Origin of the sequence: Shewanella sp. 4_MG-2023, assembly GCF_030548015.1 — a bacterium.
Taxonomy (GTDB): Bacteria; Pseudomonadota; Gammaproteobacteria; order Enterobacterales; family Shewanellaceae; genus Shewanella.
The window spans coordinates 201,441-226,362 of the sequence record NZ_JAUORL010000001.1 but is presented as its reverse complement, the minus strand read 5'-3'; the positions used below and the strand labels follow the sequence as shown (position 1 = coordinate 226,362).

26 protein-coding genes are annotated in these 24,922 nt (G+C 39.2%); 19 read left to right on the top strand and 7 right to left on the bottom strand.

All coding sequences use genetic code 11. The features are described from left to right. The first annotated feature begins 242 nt into the window (after nt 1–242). The 14 genes from Q4546_RS00935 to Q4546_RS00870 all read left to right on the top strand — a co-directional run bounded on the left by Q4546_RS00935 (nt 243) and on the right by Q4546_RS00870 (nt 13,175). Nucleotides 243–602, top strand: a complete 360-nt coding sequence (locus Q4546_RS00935) for a hypothetical protein (RefSeq protein WP_303445532.1) — start codon at nt 243–245, stop codon at nt 600–602. A gap of 109 nt (nt 603–711) precedes the next feature. Continuing rightward, a complete protein-coding gene (locus tag Q4546_RS00930; protein ID WP_303445531.1) occupies nt 712–1,182 on the top strand; it encodes a hypothetical protein in 471 nt (156 codons plus the stop codon). Nucleotides 1,183–1,294: 112 nt separating this feature from the next. Next, nucleotides 1,295–1,756 (top strand): hypothetical protein, encoded by a 462-nt coding sequence (locus Q4546_RS00925; RefSeq protein ID WP_303445530.1) that lies wholly within the window; start codon nt 1,295–1,297, stop codon nt 1,754–1,756. An 802-nt stretch (nt 1,757–2,558) separates the two neighbouring features. Continuing rightward, a complete protein-coding gene (locus tag Q4546_RS00920; protein ID WP_303445529.1) occupies nt 2,559–2,861 on the top strand; it encodes a hypothetical protein in 303 nt (100 codons plus the stop codon). 116 nt (nt 2,862–2,977) lie between these two features. Continuing rightward, the gene (locus Q4546_RS00915) at nt 2,978–3,790 is read left to right on the top strand and encodes a hypothetical protein (RefSeq protein WP_303445528.1); all 813 of its coding nucleotides are present in this window, start codon (nt 2,978–2,980) and stop codon (nt 3,788–3,790) included. 581 nt (nt 3,791–4,371) lie between these two features. Then, on the top strand, nt 4,372–5,199 hold the full coding sequence (locus Q4546_RS00910) for a TnsA endonuclease N-terminal domain-containing protein (RefSeq protein WP_303445527.1): 828 nt from the start codon (nt 4,372–4,374) through the stop codon (nt 5,197–5,199). After that, nucleotides 5,196–7,424: a hypothetical protein gene (locus tag Q4546_RS00905; RefSeq protein ID WP_303445526.1), complete on the top strand. Its 2,229-nt coding sequence runs from the start codon at nt 5,196–5,198 to the stop codon at nt 7,422–7,424. The genes Q4546_RS00910 and Q4546_RS00905 overlap by 4 nt, the downstream gene beginning before the upstream one ends. A 9-nt stretch (nt 7,425–7,433) precedes the next feature. After that, nucleotides 7,434–8,882, top strand: a complete 1,449-nt coding sequence (locus tag Q4546_RS00900) for an ATP-binding protein (RefSeq protein ID WP_303445525.1) — start codon at nt 7,434–7,436, stop codon at nt 8,880–8,882. Continuing rightward, nucleotides 8,875–9,837: a TniQ family protein gene (locus Q4546_RS00895; protein WP_303445524.1), complete on the top strand. Its 963-nt coding sequence runs from the start codon at nt 8,875–8,877 to the stop codon at nt 9,835–9,837. The genes Q4546_RS00900 and Q4546_RS00895 overlap by 8 nt, the downstream gene beginning before the upstream one ends. A gap of 4 nt (nt 9,838–9,841) precedes the next feature. Continuing rightward, nucleotides 9,842–11,293 carry a TnsD family Tn7-like transposition protein gene (locus Q4546_RS00890; RefSeq protein WP_303445523.1) on the top strand — a complete coding sequence of 484 codons (1,452 nt, stop codon included), beginning with the start codon at nt 9,842–9,844 and terminating at the stop codon, nt 11,291–11,293. Then, nucleotides 11,294–11,704, top strand: coding sequence for a hypothetical protein (locus tag Q4546_RS00885; protein ID WP_303445522.1), 411 nt, complete (start codon nt 11,294–11,296; stop codon nt 11,702–11,704). Between the two features lie 19 nt (nt 11,705–11,723). Beyond that, entirely contained in the window at nt 11,724–12,137 is a 414-nt protein-coding gene (locus tag Q4546_RS00880; RefSeq protein WP_303445521.1) for an MbcA/ParS/Xre antitoxin family protein, read from the top strand. A gap of 3 nt (nt 12,138–12,140) precedes the next feature. Further along, nucleotides 12,141–12,482, top strand: a complete 342-nt coding sequence (locus Q4546_RS00875) for a hypothetical protein (RefSeq protein ID WP_303445520.1) — start codon at nt 12,141–12,143, stop codon at nt 12,480–12,482. A gap of 297 nt (nt 12,483–12,779) precedes the next feature. Then, nucleotides 12,780–13,175 (top strand): hypothetical protein, encoded by a 396-nt coding sequence (locus Q4546_RS00870; protein WP_303445519.1) that lies wholly within the window; start codon nt 12,780–12,782, stop codon nt 13,173–13,175. An 83-nt stretch (nt 13,176–13,258) separates the two neighbouring features. On the opposite strand, the gene Q4546_RS00865 is transcribed toward Q4546_RS00870, so the two are convergent. Further along, nucleotides 13,259–14,125 carry a WYL domain-containing protein gene (locus tag Q4546_RS00865; protein ID WP_303445518.1) on the bottom strand — a complete coding sequence of 289 codons (867 nt, stop codon included), beginning with the start codon at nt 14,123–14,125 and terminating at the stop codon, nt 13,259–13,261. 130 nt (nt 14,126–14,255) lie between these two features. On the opposite strand from Q4546_RS00865, the gene Q4546_RS00860 reads away from it, so the two are divergent. From Q4546_RS00860 to Q4546_RS00845, 4 genes are read left to right on the top strand one after another with little or no spacing between them, the layout of a single operon-like run. Continuing rightward, on the top strand, nt 14,256–15,065 hold the full coding sequence (locus Q4546_RS00860) for a hypothetical protein (RefSeq protein WP_303445517.1): 810 nt from the start codon (nt 14,256–14,258) through the stop codon (nt 15,063–15,065). Continuing rightward, complete coding sequence (locus tag Q4546_RS00855; protein WP_303445516.1) at nt 15,055–17,928, top strand: hypothetical protein; 2,874 nt, start codon at nt 15,055–15,057, stop codon at nt 17,926–17,928. Before Q4546_RS00860 ends, Q4546_RS00855 begins: the two co-directional genes overlap by 11 nt. After that, nucleotides 17,918–19,303, top strand: coding sequence for a hypothetical protein (locus tag Q4546_RS00850; RefSeq protein WP_303445515.1), 1,386 nt, complete (start codon nt 17,918–17,920; stop codon nt 19,301–19,303). The genes Q4546_RS00855 and Q4546_RS00850 overlap by 11 nt, the downstream gene beginning before the upstream one ends. Beyond that, the gene (locus Q4546_RS00845; protein WP_303445514.1) at nt 19,285–19,830 is read left to right on the top strand and encodes a hypothetical protein; all 546 of its coding nucleotides are present in this window, start codon (nt 19,285–19,287) and stop codon (nt 19,828–19,830) included. The genes Q4546_RS00850 and Q4546_RS00845 overlap by 19 nt, the downstream gene beginning before the upstream one ends. A gap of 316 nt (nt 19,831–20,146) precedes the next feature. On the opposite strand, the gene Q4546_RS00840 is transcribed toward Q4546_RS00845, so the two are convergent. From Q4546_RS00840 to Q4546_RS00825, 4 genes are all read right to left on the bottom strand, one after another. Then, nucleotides 20,147–20,578, bottom strand: coding sequence for a hypothetical protein (locus tag Q4546_RS00840; RefSeq protein WP_303445513.1), 432 nt, complete (start codon nt 20,576–20,578; stop codon nt 20,147–20,149). Next, nucleotides 20,571–21,041 (bottom strand): hypothetical protein, encoded by a 471-nt coding sequence (locus tag Q4546_RS00835; protein ID WP_303445512.1) that lies wholly within the window; start codon nt 21,039–21,041, stop codon nt 20,571–20,573. Before Q4546_RS00835 ends, Q4546_RS00840 begins: the two co-directional genes overlap by 8 nt. A gap of 429 nt (nt 21,042–21,470) precedes the next feature. Beyond that, nucleotides 21,471–22,130 (bottom strand): hypothetical protein, encoded by a 660-nt coding sequence (locus Q4546_RS00830; RefSeq protein ID WP_303445511.1) that lies wholly within the window; start codon nt 22,128–22,130, stop codon nt 21,471–21,473. Nucleotides 22,131–22,200: 70 nt separating this feature from the next. Beyond that, nucleotides 22,201–22,566: a hypothetical protein gene (locus Q4546_RS00825; RefSeq protein WP_303445510.1), complete on the bottom strand. Its 366-nt coding sequence runs from the start codon at nt 22,564–22,566 to the stop codon at nt 22,201–22,203. A 338-nt stretch (nt 22,567–22,904) separates the two neighbouring features. Between Q4546_RS00825 and Q4546_RS00820 the strand changes: the two genes are divergently transcribed. Next, on the top strand, nt 22,905–23,882 hold the full coding sequence (locus Q4546_RS00820) for a transposase (protein ID WP_198590889.1): 978 nt from the start codon (nt 22,905–22,907) through the stop codon (nt 23,880–23,882). Nucleotides 23,883–24,160: 278 nt separating this feature from the next. Here the strand turns inward: Q4546_RS00820 and Q4546_RS00815 are convergent, their stop codons facing one another. Together Q4546_RS00815 and Q4546_RS00810 are read right to left on the bottom strand one after the other, a co-directional pair. Continuing rightward, entirely contained in the window at nt 24,161–24,544 is a 384-nt protein-coding gene (locus tag Q4546_RS00815; protein WP_303445509.1) for a hypothetical protein, read from the bottom strand. Between the two features lie 39 nt (nt 24,545–24,583). Further along, nucleotides 24,584–24,859, bottom strand: a complete 276-nt coding sequence (locus tag Q4546_RS00810) for a hypothetical protein (protein ID WP_303445508.1) — start codon at nt 24,857–24,859, stop codon at nt 24,584–24,586. Nucleotides 24,860–24,922: the final 63 nt, after the last annotated feature.

Below are 24,922 nucleotides of genomic sequence, written 5' to 3'. Positions count from 1 at the left end.
TAACATTCTAGAAAACCCATACATATCAGTCTACTGCGAAATTTTTTAAAGTGTTGTATAGACCTCGTAAACAAAGACGCATTGTTTTTCCGGCAGTATTTTGAGCATTATTTACGTATTCGCAAAAATATTCGATTTACAACAATAACTTAGCGATGGTATCTTTGAAGTTTGAATTGAGCAGCCTGGAACATTATTGTGCTGCTATTGAATAAGCTGTTATACATCACAGGAGTCATGCGTTGTTTACCCGATTGGCGAAAAAAATCAAAAGTAAGGTTTCAGCGTGGGAGAGGTTAGCAAACTCAGCAAAACAAGGTTATACCGTTCGAGGACTAACAACTTTTAGTGGTGCTTCTAGTGATTATGAAACAGGTCAAGAATATCCTTTTTTAGCTGTCATCGATAAAGCTAATATAGATAGCGCTATCGAACATATCACTGAATTACTCTCAATCAATGATTGGAGTAATGTAGTAATTGATGAGTATAGCGAATTGTTAATATCTGAGTATTCAGACAAAGATGTACCTGAAGATTGGCAACAAGCAATTAGCGAACAAGGTGCTTTCTACATTATTTATGTAGAAAGTGATGTATAACAAACGCCTAAACTCCGACAATGTAAAGTTGTCATGTTTTTGGCAAACAACGCAAAAAGCCATGCCAACACATTGCGTGTTAGGCGGGCGTTATACCTCAAGGATGATCATGCGATATATTCTAGTAATACTATTATTAACTTCTCATTTTGCAAGTGCTTCTGACAGTCGAGAAATTAATCTATTATCTGGTAAGTGGGATTGCCCTCTTGATATAGACGTTGATGAAATTAAGTTAAAAGGTACTGCAACCGACCACTACAACTCGGATAGCATGACTTATAGTTCAGACTCAACAATAACCTTCATTTATGGCGGTAACTTACCGATAGCTAAAATCAGGCTTTTGGAGTCAGGGAGCTGGGAGTATGAAAAAAGCCATTTAACTTACCGTACTAATGACCTGAAAATAGAAGTTATTTTTGACTATGAAGATATTCTAACTGAAGAAACATTAGAGCAAATGAAAGTGGACTTTATGGAAGACGAAGCACCTATTATTACTGAGTCAATTGACTCGGAAATTTGGGTAACTAAGGATCCAGAAACAAATAAAACCTCAGAGTGCTTTAAGGTATAACAAGTTACTCAAAAGGACGCAAAACGCTTGGCTTGTGCTCCTTCGTCGCTAATTTTAGCCAAGCATTTATGCGCCCATTAGTAAGGCGTTATGAGGCATTGAAGGGAGTCAAGTGATCAAGAAAATCGCGATATTATTACTAGTGTTAGTTTCAGCAATTTTAATTGCTGTGCCACTAGTGACTTATAATCATGCGTTGTCACTTCTTGATTCAATGCCATCTAAGGCAATCGAACTAAACATCACAAACGATGAATTGCAAAAGCAATGGAGCCAAAATGAGCCAAATGTTCAATTAATCGAGGTTCATAATATTACTCCATTTTGGTTCTATAAATGGCTATCGGTTGCAGTCCTCAATGATTTTCTTTCAGTAAAGGGTTTAGACCCTCATACAAATTCATCATTAATGGCATCACAAATAGCAATTACACACATGCGGCAAATATCAGCAATAAATAATACTAAAGGCATGACATGGTGGCATTTATTACATGCTAGCCTTAGTATTTATATACAGCGTAATTGGTCAGCTACGGAGATATTGGCAAAATACAATGAAATCAGCTCATAACAAGGCCAGTCAATCGGACTCCGTAAGCTATACAGGGAAAGTATGCAATCCAACTCAAATTATATTAGCCCTTTTTTCCGTATACTTACTGCAATATTGTTTTGTTTGTCTTCTTACGGATTGCTTCAATTCACTCTATTTATATTTGAGTGCTCAACCTTTGAGTGGTTGTTAATTTTAATGTTATTGTTTGGTGTTATATTTTGTATAGTGTTTATGGTTATTACTTTTTTCTTAACCATCAATGGTAAGCTTCCAGTAAAAGTGTTTAAAAAATTAAACTGATTACTGTGCTTGTGTATAGCTAACAGTCATTAAACAGGGACAAAAAACAGTTGGCTGTTTTCGTTCCTCAACATTTTAGCCAACAATTTTTCGCCCATTAATGAGGCGTTACCACATATCAGGTCGCCATACTTTACCTAATGGAAGTCGTTGCTTTCAGAGTTTCAGCTCTAAATGATTTCTGTCCAATTTTGAGTCAGAGAGGTCTACGCTGAGTCATTTTTGCCCCTTTATTGGTTACAATCTATATGCGAAATTGAACGCATATGAGCCTGTTGAGCTACTTTTACTGAACAATAAGTGGCAGTCATTGATTACTTTCGATTAAACCTCAATATCAATGCTCATTTTGCAATTTTTAATGCTCGTTTATCCAACACCATTCTGCTAGAGTTCTTACAAATCAATAGCTTTATTTTAGTAAACCTTAAATAATAGGTTTATTTAATGTGCATTAGCGTTTTGCCAAATAAACGAGCATGCGCACTATACAAATGTTAGATTTTTCGGGCATCGGATGAAAGTTACAGACCAAGATTTAGAAAAACTATTTAGAAAGGCAAATAGCCCTGAATTATCGGAAAGTGAATATAAATCCGCAAAGGCTAATTTATTAAGTATAAAATCAGAAACAAGGCTAGGTGAAAGTAAAAAGTATGGTGCAAGAATAGACGCTGCCCTTATAGCGCTTGAACATCATAGGCCAGTTAAAATTGAATGGTATCAAAAACCATTTGGCTTAATCCTTATTGGTGGTTTAGGTGGTGTTTTTACTTATGGTATTTTGTTGAGTTTAGGCTGGGTTTCTATGCCAAACTAGCAAAAATATAACAAGTCAACGGGACAATTTGAGCTGGCTCTCGTCGCTTCGCGCCTAATTTTAGCCAGCTTAAAAGTTGCCCTGCTTGGGGCGTAAGGCTTACATTGGAGTTGCTTTTGATCACCGAAACAAAATATAGGTTACTTGTTCAAGAAGGGCATTTGACTATGTCTAGTTTGGTTGGGGGGCTTAACTCTTTACGGAAAGCTAATATTGATGACATTCACCGAGGACTTTTCTATTCCGGGCTTTTTGAACTTGCTACAGGTTTTGAAAGGCTAATGAAGATTGTTGTTTTGCTTGAACACAAAATTTCAAACAACTTAGAAAATCCAACGAACAAACAGCTGAGAAGTTTTGGTCACAATATATGTGAGCTTTATAATACTTGTGGAGAGCTAGCAAAGAAGCATCGAGTTCATATTGAAATGATCCCAAACGATGTTCAAAATGACATGCTACTTGTGCTATCTGACTTTGCTAAAGGCTCAAGATATTACAACTTAGATGAGCTTACTTCCCAAAATAATAATAAAGATCCTATAGGGCAGTGGTTATCTGTAATTCAGTATCATATTTGGGGGTTAAGAAGTGACGTGAGAGAAAAATTACAAGAAGATGCTCTTAAATATGGTGATGTAAGCCGCTGGTATCAAAACATCAACGGGGAATTGATTACAGGTATCGATTTTTATTATTTGTTCACAGCAACAGAAAAAGCCAGTTATCATGTGAGTTGGTCAATTATCTCACTATTGCGCCCCTTCTATTATCTTTTAAAAGCACAAACCCTAAAGTTGCATGAAATGCAAGACTGTCTACGTGAGAAGGTTCCTGAAGATGTGCCGCATATGTATGAGTTCTTCTCTTTTCTTCTTAAAAACAAAAGTAGTGTGTTAAGAAAGAAGCAGTGGGTTTGGGGAAAATAAGCCTAACAAGTTCTTCAAACGAATGTGAAAAGAGATAAAGGGATCGGAGCGAATTAGAAAAATTGAGATACTTTATCTCATCTTAGTCACTCACGATAGATCTGATACTCAAACTCATTTTTGTCCAATTTTGATTTATGGCTAGTAATTGACAGCTAGCTAATGCTGGCTTTCTTATCCCTCAAAACTATGTCCTTATATTTTGCCTACAACCCATAAAATCCAGCTAAATCTTCATTGTTACTCGCTAAATTTCTCCCTTACCAAAAATAATTTAAATTATTTTCATCAATTAGGTTTGCCTGAAGTACTAGGCCGAAATCATAGATTTTTTGCCAGTTCGAATAGCTACTGAAATAGTAAGTGAGGCAGGATTTTTTAAAGTTCTGTCTTTAGAAAGGCTTAGTATAAATAGGCTGATTTTGATTTTTTAATATGGAGTTATTTCCATAACCGCATTTAAATTATTTATTGATATAGTATGTATTTTCCTTAATTATATCATGTGCTTGATTGTTTTTGTAGACTGCCGGGATTAGGTTCGTTTTGCTACGCTACTTCTTTTGAAACGGAAAGCAGTGATGGCCAAAACTCAAATTAGTATCTCCGAAAAGACTATCAAAAAATTCAATGCTTGGAAGAAGGGCATAGTGCTTTCTGGTCAATACAAACCCTACCTTACAGTTCGAGACGTTAATAAAATTGGTCGAAGGCATTGGCTATTCTGCCCTAAGCAAAAGCGACAAGTTCATCTTCTGTCAGACGGAGAGTCTCGGGCTTACAAAAAACTCATATCAAAGCCCAGTACGGTAATTGTTGAAGAGCAGTTTGCTTTAGATATCGATGAAACTTTGGATATCGCAGTAGAGCTAAATCTTATCCACCCGCGTAACTGGAAAACAAACCTCGCCTACGTCATGACCACAGATTTTGTGGCAACTTATCGACGTAAAGACCAGAGCCTATACCGAGTTGCCTATACGTTTAAATACTGGGACCAAATCTATAAAGCGAGCGAAGATGGAGCAGTCGAAAAGATTAAAATGCGGACTTGGCAAAAGTTCGAGATAGAGCGTCAATATTGGTTGCGCAGAGGGGTTCAATACCGTGTGATTACTGAGCGTGATGCAACTAAGCCGGAAGCTTGGAATTTTGATTACTTTGAATTGGCACACGACTTAAAAACAACCCTGGGAGAGGTTGAGGCGTTTGGTATCGCTTTTATCGATAGTTGGGTTAACACTCCCCGAGCAGAGCTTCAGCAGCACTTTAAAACGTTAGAACAAAAACTGAACACACCATTTCAACGTGTTCAAAGCTTGTTTCAATATGCTTGTCTGTATCATTTCCTTCCTATTAAAACCGACCAATACATTCGAGTTTTTCGCCCTGTGGAGCTGTCTCTATGATTTACGTTGGTCAATATATCGTTGATGAAAAGCAAGGTCTTGCGCTGCGGGTATGCCACGTGAGTCATGCCTGTCAGCAAGCGGCTGTAGCTGATATGAACATAGCTGACATAGCAATTAATATTGCAAAGCCGGACATTTATTCCTTTGACGAGTTGCATACTTTGTTGAAGAAAAACTCTGCTTCGTCATCGCAGCATCAGCTTCCAGCAGAGATGTCATACAGTGATAAAGTGCTAATAGGCATGAATCGAGACAAATGGCTTGAAAAGCGGGACAAGAAGTTTGCTTTAATTGAGCCACTGACATCAGAAGCTTTGATTGCTCAATACTTATATCGTGGAGGGCTCTCAGAAGAGATTACAGCGCTTTTAACGTCAAACATGGATACCTTTCCTGAAATGGCTTGGACGACGCGTGGTGCCTATTACAATGCATTAAATCGCTATATTGTGTTCGGGTGCCAAGTTAATGCGTTATTACCTTTCAAAAATAAGAACATTGGCCGGAATTATCTAATCCCTGCGAGTCCAGGTGCCAATAACGTTAAGCGTGGCAGAGGAGGCGCTAATAACACCACTAGTCGCTCAAAAAGCATTGGTATAACGCAACTCCATAAGGCACAGCTCAGTAAAATTGTTGCGTATATGAAGTCTAAAGACGGTAAGAAATGGTTTCCAAAATTCACGTTCAAGAAGGCGATAGAGCTCTACCAATATCAATATGAAACATCGGTCGTAGAAAGAAATATTGAAAATACAACGCATGAAACCCGAATACCATTTGAGGAAACCCAGTCTCTTTCACAAGAACAAATCCGTTATCACCTGAAAAGCATCGTAGATAAGAAGCTCTATCTGCAAATACGTCATGGGCAAATATCGTATGAGAAAGACTTTGCTGATAGGCAAGGGGCTGCACATGATGGTGTTATTGGTGCAACTTATCGTTATGAAATTGATGCTACCGTGCTTGATTTGTATGTTCGTTACCCTTTCGACGTATCAGGGCAATACAGTATGGGGCGTCCGGTGTTGTATTTTGTCATTGATGTGTATTCCACAATGATTGTGGGCTTTTATTTAGGGTTTGATGGGCCTAATTGGGAAGGGGCATCTCAAGCTTTATTGAATGCCTGCTCTTGTAAAGTTACGTTCTCTGCACGCTATGGCGTTTCGATATCAGAAAGAGACTGGCCTGCTCATCATATTCCAGTTCAAGTTACCGTCGATAATGGCACGGAGCATCCCGATAAGATCATTTTGTCAGTACTACAGTCTGAACTTGGTATTCGAGGATATAACTTTACAGCTGTTTTTCGAGGCGATGCAAAGGGGACTGTCGAGAGCAAGTTCAATTGCATCAACAATGAATCAATCCATTTTACTGCTGGTGCTATTCCTGAAGCTGCACAACGTGGGGAACAGCATGCGTCAAACCGAGCTTTTTGGGATTACGACTCACTAATTGCTGAGATCATTCAATCAATCATTTTGCATAACAATACTGCTGACCGACTTCATCGCTTAGATATTAATGCCATTCGCACAAACATCGATATCACTCCAAACGCATTGTATTTACATAGCTTAAAGCAAGAGATGAACGGTGGGCGTGATGGCCGTTTAGAAGACCCTGGAAGACTTCGTTGGGCGTTTTTACCAGAGGAAGAAGCTACCGTTCGAGCTGATGGTATCTATTTTAAGGGCTTAGTTTATTACTCTGATTACGCTAAAAAGGCGGGTTGGTTTAGCAAAGCTAAGCATGATAAACCTTTCAAAATACCCATTAAACGCCCAAAAGATTGGACCTCCAATATCTGGCATAAGACTGATTCTAATCAATATGTCGCGTTTGACTTGAAAAATGTAAACGATGAGAGCCCCTTTGTTGGGCAACATTGGGAGCCTGTATTGCACTTGCTTGAACAGTTTAAAGATAAGCGACATAAAAACCGCCTAAATGCTAAAAAACTTAGAGTGTTTAAACAGCAGCTTACTGAGCAATTGAAGTTGATAAATGAAGAGCTACTCCAAGGTGTTAAGGAGAATACTCGGATCAGCATGCAGCCCAGAGTTAAGGAGCGACAAGCGCAGTTCAAAGCGATGCAGCAGTTGAAGCACGCGATTGAAGCGCAAGAAGCCTTAATGAACGGTAACAAGGATGACTCTTTTACTACAAACATTGGCCAGCTCGATGACTTAGACAATGAAATGTACGAATAGGAGTTTGTGATGATAATCAATGCTGAGTATCAAACCCATTTGGATGAAAATTTAAATAACAATCCATTGTGTGAAGCGATTCATATAGAGCTGAATCGAAAACGTTTTATTGAAAGATTGACCGTTATTCCTGTTATTCAACCTGACTTTTGGGAGTTGCCGGCTATTTATCAACAAACACAATTACGGCAATTAACCGAAATTCATATACCGGTCCCTCAGACTTGGGGGCTTTATAGCAAAATGATAAGTATGATTTTGTATGGCTACTTTCATCGAAATCCATTGTCAAAAGATATGCGCATGTTCAATGGACAGGTTGCTGACGCTATGCGAAAAGGTCAGGTTTTTACTCATGGTAATAGTGGTATTCACGGTCCTTCAACCGCTCCATCTGCTTTGGTGTACGGTGAATCAGGTTCGGGTAAAACAACTGCAATTCGAAGAATCTTGAGTCAGATCCCCCAAGCGATAAAACACACGCTATATCAGGGAGAGCATTTCAAGAAAACACAGCTTGTTTGGGTATCATTTGATTTACCTCCAAATGGTTCTCCGAAAGCAATGACTGCCAACTTTTTCAGGGCTGTTGATGCTGCGTTGGGAACGAAATACACCGCAGAGTGGAGCGACCATGGGAAGTTCTCTGTTGATAAGTTATTGGCGGCAATGCAAAACGTAGCATCTGCGCATTGCTTAGGGCTAGTACATATTGATGAGCTCCAATTTATGCTCGGATATAAAAAGATAAAAGACAGTCCGTCATTGCAAATTCTTGAAACGTTATTCAACAAAATAGGTATACCCATTATTCAGAGTTCGACACAACAAGGTGTTGAGCTGTTCGATACTTTAAAATCAAGTGATCACAGGCTTGGTCACGATCTTACTACGGTAAGGCGAATGCTTAATGATAGAGAGTTTAAATTCTCAACCCATTCACAACATTCTGAGTACTTTAACCAGTTATTCGATGTGTTATTTTTACCGAGTCTTGCTTATGGAGACTTACCTGATGACACCGCTGAATTTAAACGCGTATTTCATAAGTTAACTTGTGGCTTAACCGCTATCATGACTCGCCTTGCACATATGCATCACGAAACTCTGCAATCACTTTTGCAAAATCCCGATAAAGCTAAAAGCTACCATACAACCTTCGATATTCAATTGTTAAACCGAGTGTTCAAGAATCAGTTTCACTTGATAGAGCCTGCACTTATCTCGCTTAGAAATGAGCAAGGTGGGGGCTTAGAGAAACCTTCGAACAATAAGTCCAGTGTCGCTGAGATTTCCTCTCCATCTAATGACCATGCTACTAAGTCTGATGTAGCGCCTAAGGTGGTTTTACCAACAGTCGTTAAGTCAGCCGATGCACCTGTCGAGGGTATTGGCCATTTAGAACTAGATAAAAGCTTTGGGGCATTCCAATCAGGATTTGGAGCGGAGGATGAATAATGTCGAACTACCTGCTCCATTTGAAAACGAACATATATTCAGTGTGTTAGCTCGCTGGTTTGATACAACGGGCAGAAATGATTTTTTGATGACGTGTAAACGAGTGTCTAATAACTTAACAATACTCACTCCTGCGGCAATATGGCGACCATTGTATGCTGATTTGGCTAAGCATTATCAGGATACGATTGGCATACATAGAGTCATCTATGAACACACATTAGTACCGTATTACCTGACTTTCTTACCTACCGAGGTACAGGATAGGTTATTAGACAGTGGTGTAATTGAGCAAGCTAACCTCAAAGTGTTGCCTGGGCTACAAAATAATATTAAGGCTGCTCACCATTGGCGTTGGTGTAATGAATGTGCAAAAGAGGACTTTGATAAATATGGAATAACCTATTGGCATACTTATCACCAAATACCTACGATGTTGCGATGCTATAAGCATCAAGTCCCCTTAATATCTTCTTGTCAGCATTGTGATTTTCAATATTTGTTTTTTCAGCGGCATTGGCTGCCGCCTGAAAATGGTCGGTGTTTGGAGTGCGAAGAAGCAATTACACCTCCGGTAGTTTTGACATCGCCAACATCTCATTGGCTTGATGCGGTCAGCATTAGGTTGCAGGGGCTGCAATCGGAGTTGAGTTTTGAGAGTTTGACTGAGTTAATGAAGAGTAAGATTGGTTATCAGTCATTGCCAAGTAATACCAGCTTGGCTTTACGTAAAGAGGTGGGTGAAATACAGCTCAAGTTTGTTCAAAGCATCGAAGATAGTCTCTTTCCTGCATATTTTAATCGTGAACGAGAGGCGGTTTTTAAGCAAGGGCAGAAACTACTTAACATCGTCACTACGGTTTACAGGGGGTCACAGGTGCCTCCTATTAGTTTGTTATTAATGCTCAAGTCTCTTGAGCTGGAGCATGAGCTAACAAAACGAGTCGTGGAATAGACTAATGATAGAGTCTAGCCAAATACAGTATTGCCCTGAAGTGTTTGCTGACGAGACGCTATACAGTTGGCTGTCTCGCTGGGTGTACAGTACTCCGTCGCCAAGCATAAACCTCATACTTGAGCGTATGCTCGGTTCACACAGTAAGCAACTAGATTCATTATTTCCGAGCTATGTAGTGGCTCTGGCACAGCAAGCGTCGATTAGTGAAGCAATACTTATCAATGCACATACTCTGGTGCCCTATTTTAGACATTTCTGTAATGAGAGTTTGTATTGTTCAACGCTCAAGGATATGCATTCCGGCGAGACTCAATCTACACACTCAAAAATGTCATTAATAGCCGGTCGGATAAAGGAGAGCCGCTACTTAAATTTTTGCCCTGGATGTGTTGAGGACGACATTAATCAATGGGGTATCGCATATTGGCATGTTGCCCATCAGTTGCCTGGCTTATCTTCATGCGTTACGCATGGTCTTAATTTAAAGGGAGTTAAAAAGTACCGCAGAGGCCTATTAAGGCCACCTCAAACCGTTGTGAAAGAGGATTTGATTTGTGCCAGCCCAAGGGCTTTAAAGTTGGCCCAGTTGAGTATTGAGCTTCTTTCATTCGAACCACCACTATTCGAGGGAGAAGTCATGGCGATGATATATCGCCACCGGCTATTAGAAATGGGGCTGGCATCAGAAAGGTTGAATATACATCAAGCCGAACTGCGTGTTTCTTTAAAAGAATACTGGGGGTTGGTGCTTCAGGAAGAGACCATTGCTCATATTTTTGAGCTAGGAGGTGGCCATACCTATCCTACTTGTTTGTTCTATCAAGCAAGTGCTCACCACCATCCTTTAAAGCACCTACTAATGATAGGAATGATATTTGAATCAATAGGAGAGCTAGTTCATTTCCACAAAAGCATTATCAGTAATCAAGCCATGAGCAATAAAGTTCACCGAAATAAAATTGATAAGCAAGTGAAGATGGAGCTTGCACTAGCAGCGCTTAAAGCTGGCAGTAGTTTACGTCAATCATGCAACGCAAGTGGTTTAAGTATTGGGAAAGTGAAGCAAATAGCTGTTAGTCATAACGTTAGTATTCAGCGCCGTGAACAAAAGCTGTTTGCAATGGAGCGAGAGCTTATCTTGCAAGACCTTAAAAGGCTCAAATCAACACAAGAGATTGCCATTTTAATGAATTGCTCAGTGGGAGCGGTAGAGCAAATTTTATCGCAGCATCCTACAGTGGTAGAACATCGAAGAAAGGAGCGGTTTATGCGTAAATGTCACTTTCATCGAGCCAACTTAATTGTCGCTATGCGTAAACAACCTCATTGTACTCGAAGTTCATTACAGCAAGCTGTGCGAACCGACTACACATGGTTGTTTAGGTACGACAAGGCTTGGCTTTATCGAGTATTACCAGCCAAGCAACCAGCAAAATATTGGGGGAGAAAATAGGTGCTGAATAAAACTGAATTGAAGCGACATATTCAGACTTTATCTGCTGATGTAGATACAGATAAAGGATGCGAAGCCTCTGAGCTAAACCAGAGAGTTGATGATGCTTTTTATTACTTCTGTGGTAAGCGAATCGTAGTGGTTCAGGAGTGGTTTTGGATAGGCTTTGAGTCAAGTGGAACGCGTAAAAATGGGCTTAGTGTTGAAGCTATGCTATTCGCTGAAAACATTATAAGTGCTTCTCCAAGTATTCAAGACGACTGGATACTATCTTCAGCGCTAGAGCAGTATGTTCACCCTGGCTTATTTGTCACGGCGAGTACATGTTACGTACTGTCAGGTAAAGGCTTGAGAGGGACTGTCGAACGTTCAATTGCTCTGCGTTGGCTGAATATTACTAACAATTTTTAAAGGTGTAGAGGAAGATAAAATGAAGCTTGAAATACATGGTGATGAGTCCTTCACTGGCGTCATCGATGACAACAAAGGAGTTGCTGTTTATGTTAGAAAAACAGCGGGGAAACAGTTTGAGATAAGAGGCTGCCGCTTAGTCAATTTTGACGTAATAAGTCGTGTTAGTGCAGACTCAGAAAGTGAATTAAATAAGCGATTAGATGCGGTGATTAAAGACTATATCGCTCAGTTTGAGGCTGTTATCCCTAAAGCGGTCTTAGATATGCTGGAAGATGTTTTCAATGATGACGATGCTTGTATAGAAGCGTGGTTAAATAAGCCCAAAAGACCATTGGGCGGTGCAACACCTAGAGCATTGTTGAGAACCAAAGACGGGGTAGATACCGTCATTGGTATGTTAGAACGTATGAAAACAGGGGATTTCTCTTAAGTTATGATGCATATTTTATTTCTATGCACGGCAAATGTGCATCGCTCAAGAACAGCAGAAGATTACTTTAGTGCTCGCAATACTAGAGATGAATTTAAATCCGCAGGACTTAGTGAAAAGTATTGTGCTAAGAACAATAGTACGCTCTGCACTATAGCGCTCTTGAATTGGGCTGATAGAGTTTTTGTCATGGAAGCTGCACATGTAGAAGTTATCTCCGAATACGCAGGTAAGAGTTTTTTAGATAAAGTTGAAGTGCTTAATATTGAAGATGTGTACCAATACATGCAGCCTGAACTAGTCAAAATATTATCGACGAATCATAGGCTTGCTGGTTTTAATTGAGCCGTGTTCGGTAGGTTTATTGGATGATTCAACGGTTATTTATCGTGGAGTTGACAGTATTGTATTTATCTATTAAATTGAAAATTCATATATTTCACGGCTCATGCGGGCCTGATAGTTGTATTAATGACGGGATCCAATACAGGACAATGTCAGGGCCGGCAGCCCTTACAACTCGATACATGCAAGCAGCAGTATAGTGATATTAAATTGGGGATTAAGCAGTAACGCTAATCCGGTTCGTATTCAGTAGGCCACTGGCTGACATACGGCATCAATTTTATATTGGATACTGCTATGCCTATAAAAAATGCCACTCCTCCATCAAGTGCGATAAAACATTACAAAAGCCTTTCTTATGAAACTCTCGCCGCAAGTTGGCTTCTCAACGATGGTTGGGACGTCTTTATGCCTATGATTGACCATGGTCAAAAGACCGATATTGTCATTTCTGACGGCCCCTATTTTTATCGAATACAGATCAAGTCGGTTGAAACTAATGACGAATGTATTGAAGTTGAAAACAAGTGGGGCGATGTAAAAATCGATTACGTGATCTATTTTTCTAGGGTAGGAAGCTGGGGCTATATCACTCGCCCGTTTACTCAAAAAAAGCGTAGACTGAATGCTCCAGGGCACATTCGATTTCATCAGCATTCCAAGAACTTTGTGAAGGCTTTTCAGCTTATTTAGTACTCTCAGAAAACGATGAAAGCCGTTGACCCTTAGATAGAGTTAACGGCTTACTTTGATGCATTGGAAATGCTATTGAACCATTAGTCATGATTTTTAATCGGACGACATGACGTAGCTATGTAGCCTGGTGCAATTTTCATTGACTCTACTTCTGCCAATTCATGACGATTTAATAACGCAAACTGAAAAAAGTATGGGTCAAGGCAAGCGTCTTGAGAAGAATCAACTCCCCATTCTGCTAGCAACAATCCCGCTAGTGCTGCTGATGTATTGATGTTTACCACATGCTTATCTGTTAAGCCTAGATCTAACCGTAACGCTTCAGGATGAGGATGTTTAGGGTGCGGACCTAGTGTTAGGCAAACTTGGTGTGTCCATTGGACATCATCGTTTGCATTGCAATTAACAGAATGTTCATTATTAATATCGGATGATTTAACCCTTGAGAGTTTGAATGTCTTAAATTCTTTGCTCTCACAAAACTGCGCTCGAAAATACCATTTCTTCTTACTTTCAAATATAGCATGTGGTAGCACCGTCTCTTTGATTTTTGAGCCGCTAGATGGGATGTACTCAATTTCTAGTGCTCGCTTAGCAATGATCGCACGGCAAAGTTGTGCTGCAATTTCTATTGGAGTAGTGGGTTTTATTATTGGTGCTGTCTGAGGGCTGATAACACTAAGGTTTGTTGATTCAATTCGCTCTCCATAAGCTAGTGTGCGTAGCGCACTCTCTGCATCATGCTCGAATGCTGGTACAAAATCATCAGTGATTAAATAGCTCTTTTTACCAATATCGTACTGAATATTGCTTGGATAGAGTTCTCGATATTCAGTCAGCGTACGTGACGCCGTAGCTATCGCTATGTTTGCTATATCCATTAGTTGCTGGCGTTGGACCTTTCCCGTAAACATCAAAAGAAAATCAATGAGTTTTAGCTTATTCATATAAATTAACGCTATCAAAATGATACTTAGAATCATTATAAACTGTATATAAAACCTCTAGCAAATCTTTTTATTCGCTTTATAATTGAGCATATCTAGGGTGAGTATTAAGTTTAAAAAGGATTTTTACATGAAACTTAGTGGTTTACGTAAGTCTATGCGTGATATTGATATGCAAGTGCCGATCGACCTTTCTAAGTTTAAGCGTTCTTTAGAACTTCTATCGTTAGGAAGGCATCTCAAGCCAGAAGATATTGTTGCTAGAAAGATTTCAGGGCAGAAATATTTGGTGATGTCTTTAGATTATCAATTAAAAGCAGAGCTTGAGTTTTTGCTTGCAGAGCCCGTGAACAATCGAGTAGGAGCTGCTAGGCAAAATAGGAGTCATAAATGTAAAGTTGAGGGCTCTCTGTTGGTGCTTAGAAGAGGAACAGGCTACCCGCAGGTGGTGATGTTTGAAGGAACTGGCAGACATACTTATCCAGGCTCATTGGGTAAAACGGCTTTATTGATCGAGAATCGACAAAACTTTATTTCTATTGAAAAAACTGACTTGTTCTTAACTCAGTTTGTGAGTCAGTTTACTGATGAATTTGCAGAATTAACGATAATTTTTGCTGAAGGGAATGAGATTAGCAACTCCCTTCATAAAGATTTTTTAAATCATTTTGAGCACATTAATCTTTTCTTGGACCTAGATGTTGGAGGTCTAACGATAGCTGCAAATCTATTAAAGCTTTTACCTGAACAGTCCTTTTCGTTTCTACTTCCTGATGATATCGGAAGGCGTCTTGATGATGTTGTTGAAGTGACTTCACCGGTCAAAGTCGAAGAGGCAATCAAAATCGGCTTAACCATACCTTTATTAGCTCCAGCAGCGAAAATAATAAAGGATTATCGTAAAACCTTAGAGCAGGAGAGTTATCTGTATGTCAAATAATCTTGATTGTGGGCTACTAACTGAAGAGTACATTCTAAAGCGAATGGTTTATGTGAACTCTGCAAGTCATGGTTATTCAGAAATTCTACTAGATCATCACTTAGCAATGTTTGGGGACAATAATGCAGGTAAAACAGCAAGTTTAGCGGGAACCAAACTACTGCTTTTCCCGGAAGTAGATTTTAGAAATTGTGGCAACAAGTTCCGGTTCGAGGGGAAGAATGGAAAGTACTCAATGGAAGAGTCATATGATTTCTATTTTCCTGATCACAAATCTTTTATAGCGCTGGAAGTGGAAAACCCTGAAGGGATGTTCTGCATGGTGCTCTATAAAATGGGAAATTATCGTTACGGTCGATTCTTTGTTCCTCTTGCTTATGATGAAATTCGCCATGTTTTTTGGGATGAAGAGGAAAGCGACTTCGCTACAGAACTAAGCATTAAATCTGTCCAAAAGTTTGTTAAGCAAAGCGATGGGATTCAGGAGAACAGTGCGAAGAATATTGTGTATTTAATGTATGACAGTATCCGTGGAGGCCTAAGGGATAAGCGTTTTTGTGTATTACCACTGAAGGATGCTCGACCCGACTCAATTGAAGCATTCCGTAATATTTACCAATTGGCATTTGATACCAGCGATTCTGAAACTAAGTCACTTCCTAAGGCTATTGCCACTCTTTTAGAGATGGGACGTGGACGAGATGAAGAGCGATTGGATGCTAATTTAAGCAAGCTTTCCGAAGAACACAGTCAACTCGTTCAGAAAGAAGGATGGCTTCAGTCCATAGCTAACGAATATCCTACTTTCCAGCGGATAACGGATAATTTTGGTGATGTGAAGAGTAAAGTTAAGTTGTATTCTGAGCTCTATTCTTCGGCCCTAAGAACCGTTGCGACAGCAAAGCAGGCGTACCTCATTGAGAGTGAGGAACATGGCAAAACAGCTGCTCCGTTGAAGCGAAAAGTTCAAGAGTTGCAGCTAACTATGAATACTTTACTGGGCTCTGTTAATAAGGATAGCAGTCAACTTGAATATCGAGAAAAGCAGTTAAAACGCGACAATACAAAATTAGCCAAAACGAAACAGAAGATTGGTGCATATGGCTCAACGAATGTTGAGGATATTACTTCAAATTTAGCTGATTATCTCCGTGAGATTGAATCCAAACTCGAACAATATAAAGCCGAAAATGGCGTTCGCGACCATTTACAACGGCTGATTTCTGAAAAAAACAAATTACGTATAATGCTGAGCCGGAATTTAACATTCGTTAAAGAAACTGAAAAATCTACTCTTCATCAGCTCCTAGATGACACTAGCTCCAGTCTACTCAGCTCACTAAACAAGGGGTTAAGCCAAGTATTAGCCCCTGTAACTGAGGAACAGAGAATTCGGATTTTAAAGTTTTCAGAATTACTTGGAAAAACTGATAGTGGAAAACTTACGCTTTTAGGTGAGGATATTCCGGATTGCAAATACACTACCTATGATCTAAATGACATTGTTCAAACGGTGAAAATACAAATTGAAGATGGCAGTGCTGAACTTAATAAGCTTGAAAAAGAGATCTCTGTTTGTAGTCAAGCTATGCGAAGTGGCGATAATGAAAAGCTTATTGCAGAAGCTGAAAAAGATCGAAAGATGACGGCTCAAGATATCGAAGATATATCAGGAATGGCGTCTCTAGAGTCAAGTATACGTATTGAGAGTGATGCGATTCAAAAAGCCCGGGAAAAGCTACAAAGTGATAATATTTCACTAGAAGGGCTTAAAAACAAGCACGCAGAAATCTCATCAGTTCTAGGAGTTGCAGAGCATCAACAGCAATTATTAGTAGACCAACAACGAATTATTAAAAGCGTTGATGAGTCTCTGAAAACCGCTCTTTCGCTATTTAAACCTGTGAAGGATGAGAATTTGGAACTTCAAAAAATTGACTTAACAGAGCAACTACCAATTCAGCTAGTTAATGCAGCGACTGAAGTGAGTAAGTTGAAAACGAGTTTTTCCCTGTTAATGCATAAGCTTCTGACTAAAGTTCCTCTCCCTAACGTGGAGCAGCACAAAGATTATCTTGGTTTTAGTGAGCTATCTGAAGTCGTAATGGCTTATGAGCACCAGTATGCCACTCTTGACTATGATTTGAATCAGCATCGAAATGAAATACGCTCACATAATCAACTTGTAAGTAATCAACTCAATGAGTTAAAAGAAGCTAAGCGTTTTCTATCTGACTTTATTAGTGAAATTAACAGTGAGTTGAATGAAAAGCATGTTTCTAACTTATCAGAGATAAAGCTGAATCTCTCGATTGATAATCGCTTTAAGTCGCTTCTAGCAACGCTCGAAAAACATGATATTGAAGATGACACGCTGCTTGAAGCTGATTTCTACGTATCACTAGCAAAATTTGTTGAATCGTACTTCAACAAGAAGACTCGACGCTTGAAGATGCATGACATTATTTCGTCGATCAATTATCACTATACGCTGAAAGAAACTGGCGAAACTGTAACAAAAAGTCAGTCAGGAGGTACTACAAGTACAATTACTGCCTTTGTTCTCTCTGTGTTGTTAAGGCGTCTCATCCCCCCATATGTAACTCTAAAAATGCCCATTATTGTAGATGAAATCAGTACTTTAGATTTCAAGAATACTGATTCTACGATAAAGCAGATTAGTGATCATGGTTTTTCTATATTCTGTGCTACACCAAGCTTCTCAGGCTACATAAGCCGAAAGGTTGGGCGTTGGGTGATGATAGATAGGAAGCGTGTAGATAAACCCATCGTTAGCAAATGTCATATGAATATCCTACCTCACCATATAGAGGGGTTTGGGGAGTGCGAGCATGAGACTTAATCGAGATGTTTTGATTAGTGGGATTGTGAAGCATCAGAGCTGCTTTTTTAAGCTTCTGGATTATATCGATTCGAATGATGGAGCTTTGGAATTTCCCGAATACTTGTATATCAAAATCTATAACAATGAGATCTGTGCAGGGGATGATGCCAATACGCAGATGCATCTCTCTTTGCAATCACTAATCGAGAATGGGGTCTTCATTCATAATGACAAGCATACAGGGATGGTTGCTGTAGAGCGTGTAATTGTTGATTTGCTGCGGTTTCTTGATGTTAAACGGGCGAAGGAGCTTACACATTTTGATTTTGAGCAATTAAGGAAACGAACTGTCGAAATCGGGCAGGAAATACAGTCATCGGATTCGAAAACTCAAGATTACCATGATGCCATGCGTTCTTATAACGAGCTGCTCAGTGAAATTCATTCGAAGATTAAAGAAAGTGTAGCAGGGCTAACTGCTCAGGTTGATTCGGTTGCAAAAGACTACAAAGTTTATGATTCAGGCAGTTCAGAGGTATCACTGTTTGAGCTTTATGAAAGAGTAACAACGCTTTACAAACGTTACGTTATACCATGTTATGAGTTCATTAATCCAAATATGGAAATGGTTCAGACAAAGTCTTTTTCTAGGGCAGTTGAAGAACTCGTCGATTTTCATGGTGAAAATGGAACAAGGCGTTTTGATATTGCAAATGCTATGCAGTACCGAAGAACAGCAATTACCAGTTACTACAAAGATATTTCTTATTTAGTTAAAAAGCTTGAGCAGTTTTCAAATCACTTAGAGCGAGATAGGAATCAGTTCTTAGCAATTGAAGCTGCTTATAGTGAGTTGATGGAAAACGTTGCTTTATTGCGTCATGGTAAACAAAGAAACAAGTACCTTACTAGAAATGCTGATGTTTTTACGAGGTTTTCAAGCCTAGATGGTTTGAGTGACCGTCGTTCGAGTTACTCATCAAGACTGGCCTGGAATGCCGAACTGACAAAGCTTCGCTTTAAGGAGTACCTTTCTACTATAAATAGCGAAAAAGCCTCCCCAGCCAGAGAGAAGAAGTTAGTTCCGCTTCCTGTAGAAATGAAGCTGGATCAAGAGCGCCAAATTTTGATTTCTAAAATGCTCTATCTGACTCAATGGCCCAATCACCTTACTGATATACATAAATATTTGGGTAGAATTCTTTATGAATCACTGGAGGATTTCACTTTAGCCGACCTTTTATATGGTTTGGAGGAAGTATTCCCAATGTTTGATGAAAATACGTTGCGACCCACTTATGAAAAGAAACGTCTGACTGATAACCAATATTATTTTGATTACATAGCGCTGGAGCTGTGCAAGGAGGAACGCTTATGTACGATTCAAGCTTGAGCACTTTGATTTTCCATGAGCTGATGAATGGAAAAGTGATTAATAGGACTGTACTGAATAATAGTGGGGAGTTTACGGCGAATCCTCTTTTTAAAGAAGTTATGGAGAATCTAAAAGACTACCGGACACAATACGAAATGAGTGGCTGTGAGTTTATTGATGAGTCAGAGTTCATTTTTATTCGAGATCGAGCAAGCAGCCGAGATGATCTAAAAACAGATATCACCATGAAAGCTTGTATCTTGCTTCTTATCCTTGGTAAGTACATAAATGAGAATAACTATAGGTTATCAAAACTAACTGAACCTTCTGGAGGGATTACTAGAGCTGACATTGAGGCAATACAAGAGGAAGAAGACACAGTTGAGTTGATTGAGAAAGCTAAACTTAAAAGCGATTTGCATGCTGAGATAAAGAATGTCTTAGTTAATCGTAATATTATGCTTGAGAAGCCTAGTGAAGAAAGCTACATTTTGTCTGATGCTGGACGTGCTTTTTTTACTGAAGTTATTGAAAGTTACGTATAGGTAAAGTATCCACACTTTGTGTGTCGCAGTCACAAACTTAATTCTGGGGCGAGAAAGGTGAAAATCAAAGTTAATCGCCCAGTCACATTTTTTATTAAAGAACTGTCTAATTCTTGCTATTTAAAATCAACAACTTTAGTCACAATCTTAATTCGTAGGCATCAGCTGCTTGGTGTCAGTCGGGAATTAAGTTTGTGACTGGCTAATCAAAATATATAAGAAGGCGAATCATTTCTGATTCGCCTTTTTTATTAGGCTTGTCCCGTAAATTGATAAGTTGACGTTCCAGCTGAATTGCTTCTTGGACAAAAGCGCCTTAGAGTGATTGCAAAGCTTTTGTTACGCTATCGACAGTAAGTACATTGCTGTAAACCCTCGATGATGAGTCTTTGTTGCTGTAGAGCTGGACTTTACAGTTGCTATTGTCAAAGTCCATTTTTACACCCCAAACATCTCCCGAGTGAGGGCGATTATCCATTAATTCCTCTGAAATAAGGCTTTTGATGCCGGAGAGTGCTATCAGGATAAATTGGTCAGGAACCACTCGTACTAAAAGGTACGCATTTGTCGATAGACGGTCGAGATTGACTTTACGTAAATCAAACCAATAACCACCAGTGCTATTTTGAGCAACTGATGGTGATATGACGCTTATTGCCTCTTTGAAAAATACAGTAGTATTTGAGAACTGATCGAAACCATTATTTGTAAGCACTTGGATGTTATGGTGCCTTGTAGATTCAGGCATCGTTTCCCCCTTGTTCGAGCTGAGGCAGTGCCTCTTCATTTGGCACAAGACCTTGAAGTTGCCTTAGCTTAGATGTTGATATTTGGTATTGCCCATTACTTGGCAGAGGTTTCCCTGTGAAATGTTCGAAAACCCTAGCCCCAGAGCCATTATAGATTTCTTCGAAAGTACCGCTTTTGTCGATTTTTATGACGATCGCATGCTCAGGGCAACTGCGGAATGCGACGCGATTTGATTGAGTTGCTTTGATTTCTACTTTTAGACCATTTTCGCTAGTAGCATCAAAACCTTTGTTTGATGCCGTTTGAAGGCTTAGACCATAAGCGTCAGCTACTAAACACTCACCTATACTTCCCACCATATGGCCGTCTGGTGTGAAGTGTCTACCCGGAAACATCTTCTCTAATTTACTGACAGTGCTGTAAAGTTGTTTGATTAGTGACTGAAATCTAGCGTGATTCAATTCGACTTCCTTTCTTATTTTGACCTGTGGTGAACAGACATGACGTAAGTAGCGTCGATGTTTGGGATAAAAGCGACTTATCCACTAACCAATTTATGGGCAGAAATGGCTTAGACTTTTGAGTCTAGTTAACCTATATTTTTTTAGTAATAACAAGGCCATCCATTGTTAAATCTCAATGAGTAAGAAATTAATAACGGGATTTTTACAAGCGAATGATTGGCTTCTTCTTCCCTGAAAGGCGTTCTCTTATTGGATTAAGAGCTTGGCCTGCGTTTGTTTTTATTGGTTATGCATTACTCTATTTTTTCTTTTTATTGCAATGGGTTAGCGAACTTTTTCGTCCAAAAAGTTGATATAAAATTATTAAAAAATAGCGTGCTAGTTTTGGTGTTGCTAATTTATGCATCTACAACCATCCTCTTATAATTAGTCAGTAAATTTCAATATTTCTCTGACGGCATCTAAAAGGCTATAAGTTAACATCGCATGCGATGTTCTGGCTGCTGGGTGGTTGTACATCAAAACTGGTTTACCTGAAGTATTAGTAAAGTAGTTTACTCCGCGGCTAGTTGTCTTGATTTCATCTCTATTGATATCTAAAACATCCAGCATATGCCAACCTGTCCCTCCGCAGATGGTGATGTCGGCATCATAGAGATTGTACTGATGCCGTAGCTTTTCTTTATCTTCAATCACGGCTTGATCTAGTTCCCAATGAACTGTTGTCATGCCACCTGGTGATTTCTTTAAATTCATTGAACAAATGGATCGCAGCTGCTCTTTTCTATGCTTATCAGAAACATCTTCAAGCTCATGCCAATGAATGTTTTCATTTATTGCTCTTATTACCCTAGTCCAACGAACAACGTTATTCCAAGTGCTTCCTCTTGCTCCATCATAGAGGTATTTTCTTAAATCCCAGCCGCCACCATCTTCACCGTCATCATTCACTTCTTTGAGAATAAAACAAATTTTGATGCCTGACTTCAAGTAATCCTGTTCTGACACCACCCCATCTTTCACAAACCCTTTTCTTTGAGGTTCCCAAGATTCAAATAATTCTTTTTCTTTCTCTGCAATGCTCATATCAATCCTTTTCATGAATAAGTGGGGTCAGAGTAAACTTAATTTTTTATCTTTGAAAGGGTGTGTATTGCTAACGTTTTCGAATAGATGGTCGTCCTGTGTGAACTATTGCCATTTCGCTGCCAAGCTCCCAAAAACATGCTGCATCGATATGTGGGCAACGATATCTAACTTCGTAACTCCAGTAGCCATAATCATGGCAACCAGTACGAACTAAAAATACTCCATCTTTATCACGTCCAATCCAACATACGGTTGTCTTTTTCAATGTGCGAACATACATGCCTAAATAATATTCTGGAAACCCTTGTTCGAAATTGCTGACTATTGCGTTTACTGCTTTTTCGCTAACGCCTTCTTCAATTTCAAGCTCAGTTTCTGAATGTGCTATTGGGCTGAAAAATAAAAATAAAGTACATATGGTTCTTAACATCATGTAATCACATAATCCTTTAAGTGAAACAAGCGAATGATTGGCTTCTTCTTCCCTGAAAGGCGTTCTCTTATTGGATTAAGAGCTTGGCCTGCGTTTGTTTTTCGTTGGTTACAGATTACGCTATTGGGTCTGTTTATTGCAATGGTTTAGCGCACTGTTTTGTCCGAACAATTGATATAAAATCATTTAAAAGTAGGGTGTTACAGATTGTATCGTTAATCAGCCTTTGTAATAAGTGGCTTCAGTCTCTCAGAAATAACATGGCCACCCACTTTAAGTGGCTAAATTATCAACACTGTACTAGGCTTTGGTTATTGCTTAATAATCGGTGATAGATGATGGCCAGACCAAGAGAAACACTCGTGAGTTTAGAAGATACGCCTTACTACCACTGCTGTTCTAGAGTGGTGCGTAAAGCCTTTCTATGTGGTTTTGATGCAAGCTCTGGTGATAACTATGAGCATCGCCGTGAGTGGGTTGATTCTCGGATATTAGAGCTTGCGACGATTTTTGCCATTGATATTTGTGCTTATTCGGTGATGAGTAATCATTTACATGTGGTGCTAAAAGTGGATATTGATACCGCCAAAAACTGGTCTGATTTCGAGGTGCTTACCCAATGGCATAAAGGCTTTAAAGGCACATTGCTGACCAATAAGTTTGTTAAAGGTGAAGTGCTTAATGAGTTTGAGTTACAGGCTGTGAATGACTGTATTACTCAATACCGACTACGCTTGACTGATATCAGTTGGTTTATGCGTTCACTGTGTGAACCTATTGCCCGAATGGCCAATAAAGAAGATAACTGCACTGGTCGATTTTGGGAGGGGCGCTTTAAATCCCAAGCATTATTAGATGAAGCTGCAGTACTTGCGTGCATGGCCTATGTGGACTTAAACCCTATCCGCGCCAAGATGGCTACAGCCCCTGAAAGCTCCGATTACACCAGCATTCAGCGCCGGATCAACTCAGCCATGAAAGGTGAGCAACCCGCGGAGTTACTGCCTTTTGTGGGCAATGAACGTTTGGATATGCCTAATGGTTTGATGTTTAGCGTCAAAGATTACATTGTGCTGGTTGAAGATACAGGGCGGATTATTCGTGATGACAAACGCGGTGCCATAAGCGCGAGTAGCCAGGATATTCTCAATAGATTGAATATTCCTGCTGAAAACTGGTTAAAAATCACTACTGAGTTTGGTGCATTATTTAAAGGAGCTGTAGGGGCGTTACCTGCATTAACTGAATATTGTGAACATCTAGAGCGCAAGCGGCGACAAGGTGCAGCTAACTGTCAGCGATGGTTGTGCGCTTAATAAATCATTTCTTAATTTCAAGTAAAAGTATTCCCCACTTGATTGATATCAAGCTTTTCTGCTGGATTGAATTTAGTTTATGACTTAATTTTGGCGATTAATTATGAAATTTTCAGTCCTTTGGCAGGGTTCATCCCTTCAGTAAATGATTGTTGGTGTTAGCAACTTAAAATGAAAAGCGTTATGTTATAACTTCAAAATAATGGGTGGCTATGTATTTATTCACTTAAAATGAAAAGCGTTATGTTATAACTTCAAAATAATGGGTGGCTATGTATTTATTCGCTATTGGCAACCCAATCCTTTAATGCGTCAAATTTTATGGTTCGCTCCCCATAAGGTGTGCACTTAATTACCAACTCAATAGACGTAACACTTGGTTGGTAAACGCGTAATAAACGCATAGTGTCGTGGTACACACTTAACTCACACAATTTTATATCCGCAGTTATCAATGCAAAACCGGACAGAAAAAGTATCAGGTAACGTACCTTCTCAATAGGAGCATCAAAATGGAGTATATTAACTAAAATCATTCCCATCGAAAATACCGATAAAGAAAAACCAAAAACTAAAATAGGCAGATAAATAGCGTAAATCCAATCTGGCATCTTTGCATTTTCAATCACTGACATCACTTTGGTTATTTCTGTTTTGTCCACCCTGAGAACTTCCAAATGATAGGGTTAAAACCACAAGGGTTAATAAGGCATCTGCAATGCTGGATTGGACTGGCGAAGCCTACGTTCAATATTGATATCTCTGACTTCTAGTCCATGTGCAAAACAAAACTCAGTAGCATACTTATGATAAAAATCGGCTTTTTCATAAAAATCTGTTAGACCTGTAGCACGTATCATAATGATATATGCAAGTTCTTCTTGCTGATATTGAGAATATCGAGTAATCGGCTTAGCTGTTTTTTTAAGATGTAAGAAATCAGCAATATTGATAATGTTATCGTTTATATTTTGCATAAAATCTGTCTTTTGTAACTCTAAAAGTTAATAAAACTCAATACGATTATTTAACCTAATATC

Bases quoted from the DNA above. Each gene is read 5' to 3' on its own strand.
- Q4546_RS00930 (WP_303445531.1), top strand. From the start codon at position 712: ATGCGATATATTCTAGTAATACTATTATTAACTTCTCATTTTGCAAGT.
- Q4546_RS00920 (WP_303445529.1), top strand. From the start codon at position 2,559: ATGAAAGTTACAGACCAAGATTTAGAAAAACTATTTAGAAAGGCAAAT.
- Q4546_RS00910 (WP_303445527.1), top strand. From the start codon at position 4,372: ATGGCCAAAACTCAAATTAGTATCTCCGAAAAGACTATCAAAAAATTC.
- Q4546_RS00905 (WP_303445526.1), top strand. From the start codon at position 5,196: ATGATTTACGTTGGTCAATATATCGTTGATGAAAAGCAAGGTCTTGCG.
- Q4546_RS00900 (WP_303445525.1), top strand. From the start codon at position 7,434: ATGATAATCAATGCTGAGTATCAAACCCATTTGGATGAAAATTTAAAT.
- Q4546_RS00895 (WP_303445524.1), top strand. From the start codon at position 8,875: ATGAATAATGTCGAACTACCTGCTCCATTTGAAAACGAACATATATTC.
- Q4546_RS00890 (WP_303445523.1), top strand. From the start codon at position 9,842: ATGATAGAGTCTAGCCAAATACAGTATTGCCCTGAAGTGTTTGCTGAC.
- Q4546_RS00880 (WP_303445521.1), top strand. From the start codon at position 11,724: ATGAAGCTTGAAATACATGGTGATGAGTCCTTCACTGGCGTCATCGAT.
- Q4546_RS00875 (WP_303445520.1), top strand. From the start codon at position 12,141: ATGATGCATATTTTATTTCTATGCACGGCAAATGTGCATCGCTCAAGA.
- Q4546_RS00870 (WP_303445519.1), top strand. From the start codon at position 12,780: ATGCCTATAAAAAATGCCACTCCTCCATCAAGTGCGATAAAACATTAC.
- Q4546_RS00865 (WP_303445518.1), bottom strand. From the start codon at position 14,125: ATGAATAAGCTAAAACTCATTGATTTTCTTTTGATGTTTACGGGAAAG.
- Q4546_RS00860 (WP_303445517.1), top strand. From the start codon at position 14,256: ATGAAACTTAGTGGTTTACGTAAGTCTATGCGTGATATTGATATGCAA.
- Q4546_RS00855 (WP_303445516.1), top strand. From the start codon at position 15,055: ATGTCAAATAATCTTGATTGTGGGCTACTAACTGAAGAGTACATTCTA.
- Q4546_RS00850 (WP_303445515.1), top strand. From the start codon at position 17,918: ATGAGACTTAATCGAGATGTTTTGATTAGTGGGATTGTGAAGCATCAG.
- Q4546_RS00845 (WP_303445514.1), top strand. From the start codon at position 19,285: ATGTACGATTCAAGCTTGAGCACTTTGATTTTCCATGAGCTGATGAAT.
- Q4546_RS00840 (WP_303445513.1), bottom strand. From the start codon at position 20,578: ATGCCTGAATCTACAAGGCACCATAACATCCAAGTGCTTACAAATAAT.
- Q4546_RS00830 (WP_303445511.1), bottom strand. From the start codon at position 22,130: ATGAGCATTGCAGAGAAAGAAAAAGAATTATTTGAATCTTGGGAACCT.
- Q4546_RS00825 (WP_303445510.1), bottom strand. From the start codon at position 22,566: ATGATGTTAAGAACCATATGTACTTTATTTTTATTTTTCAGCCCAATA.
- Q4546_RS00820 (WP_198590889.1), top strand. From the start codon at position 22,905: ATGGCCAGACCAAGAGAAACACTCGTGAGTTTAGAAGATACGCCTTAC.
- Q4546_RS00810 (WP_303445508.1), bottom strand. From the start codon at position 24,859: ATGCAAAATATAAACGATAACATTATCAATATTGCTGATTTCTTACAT.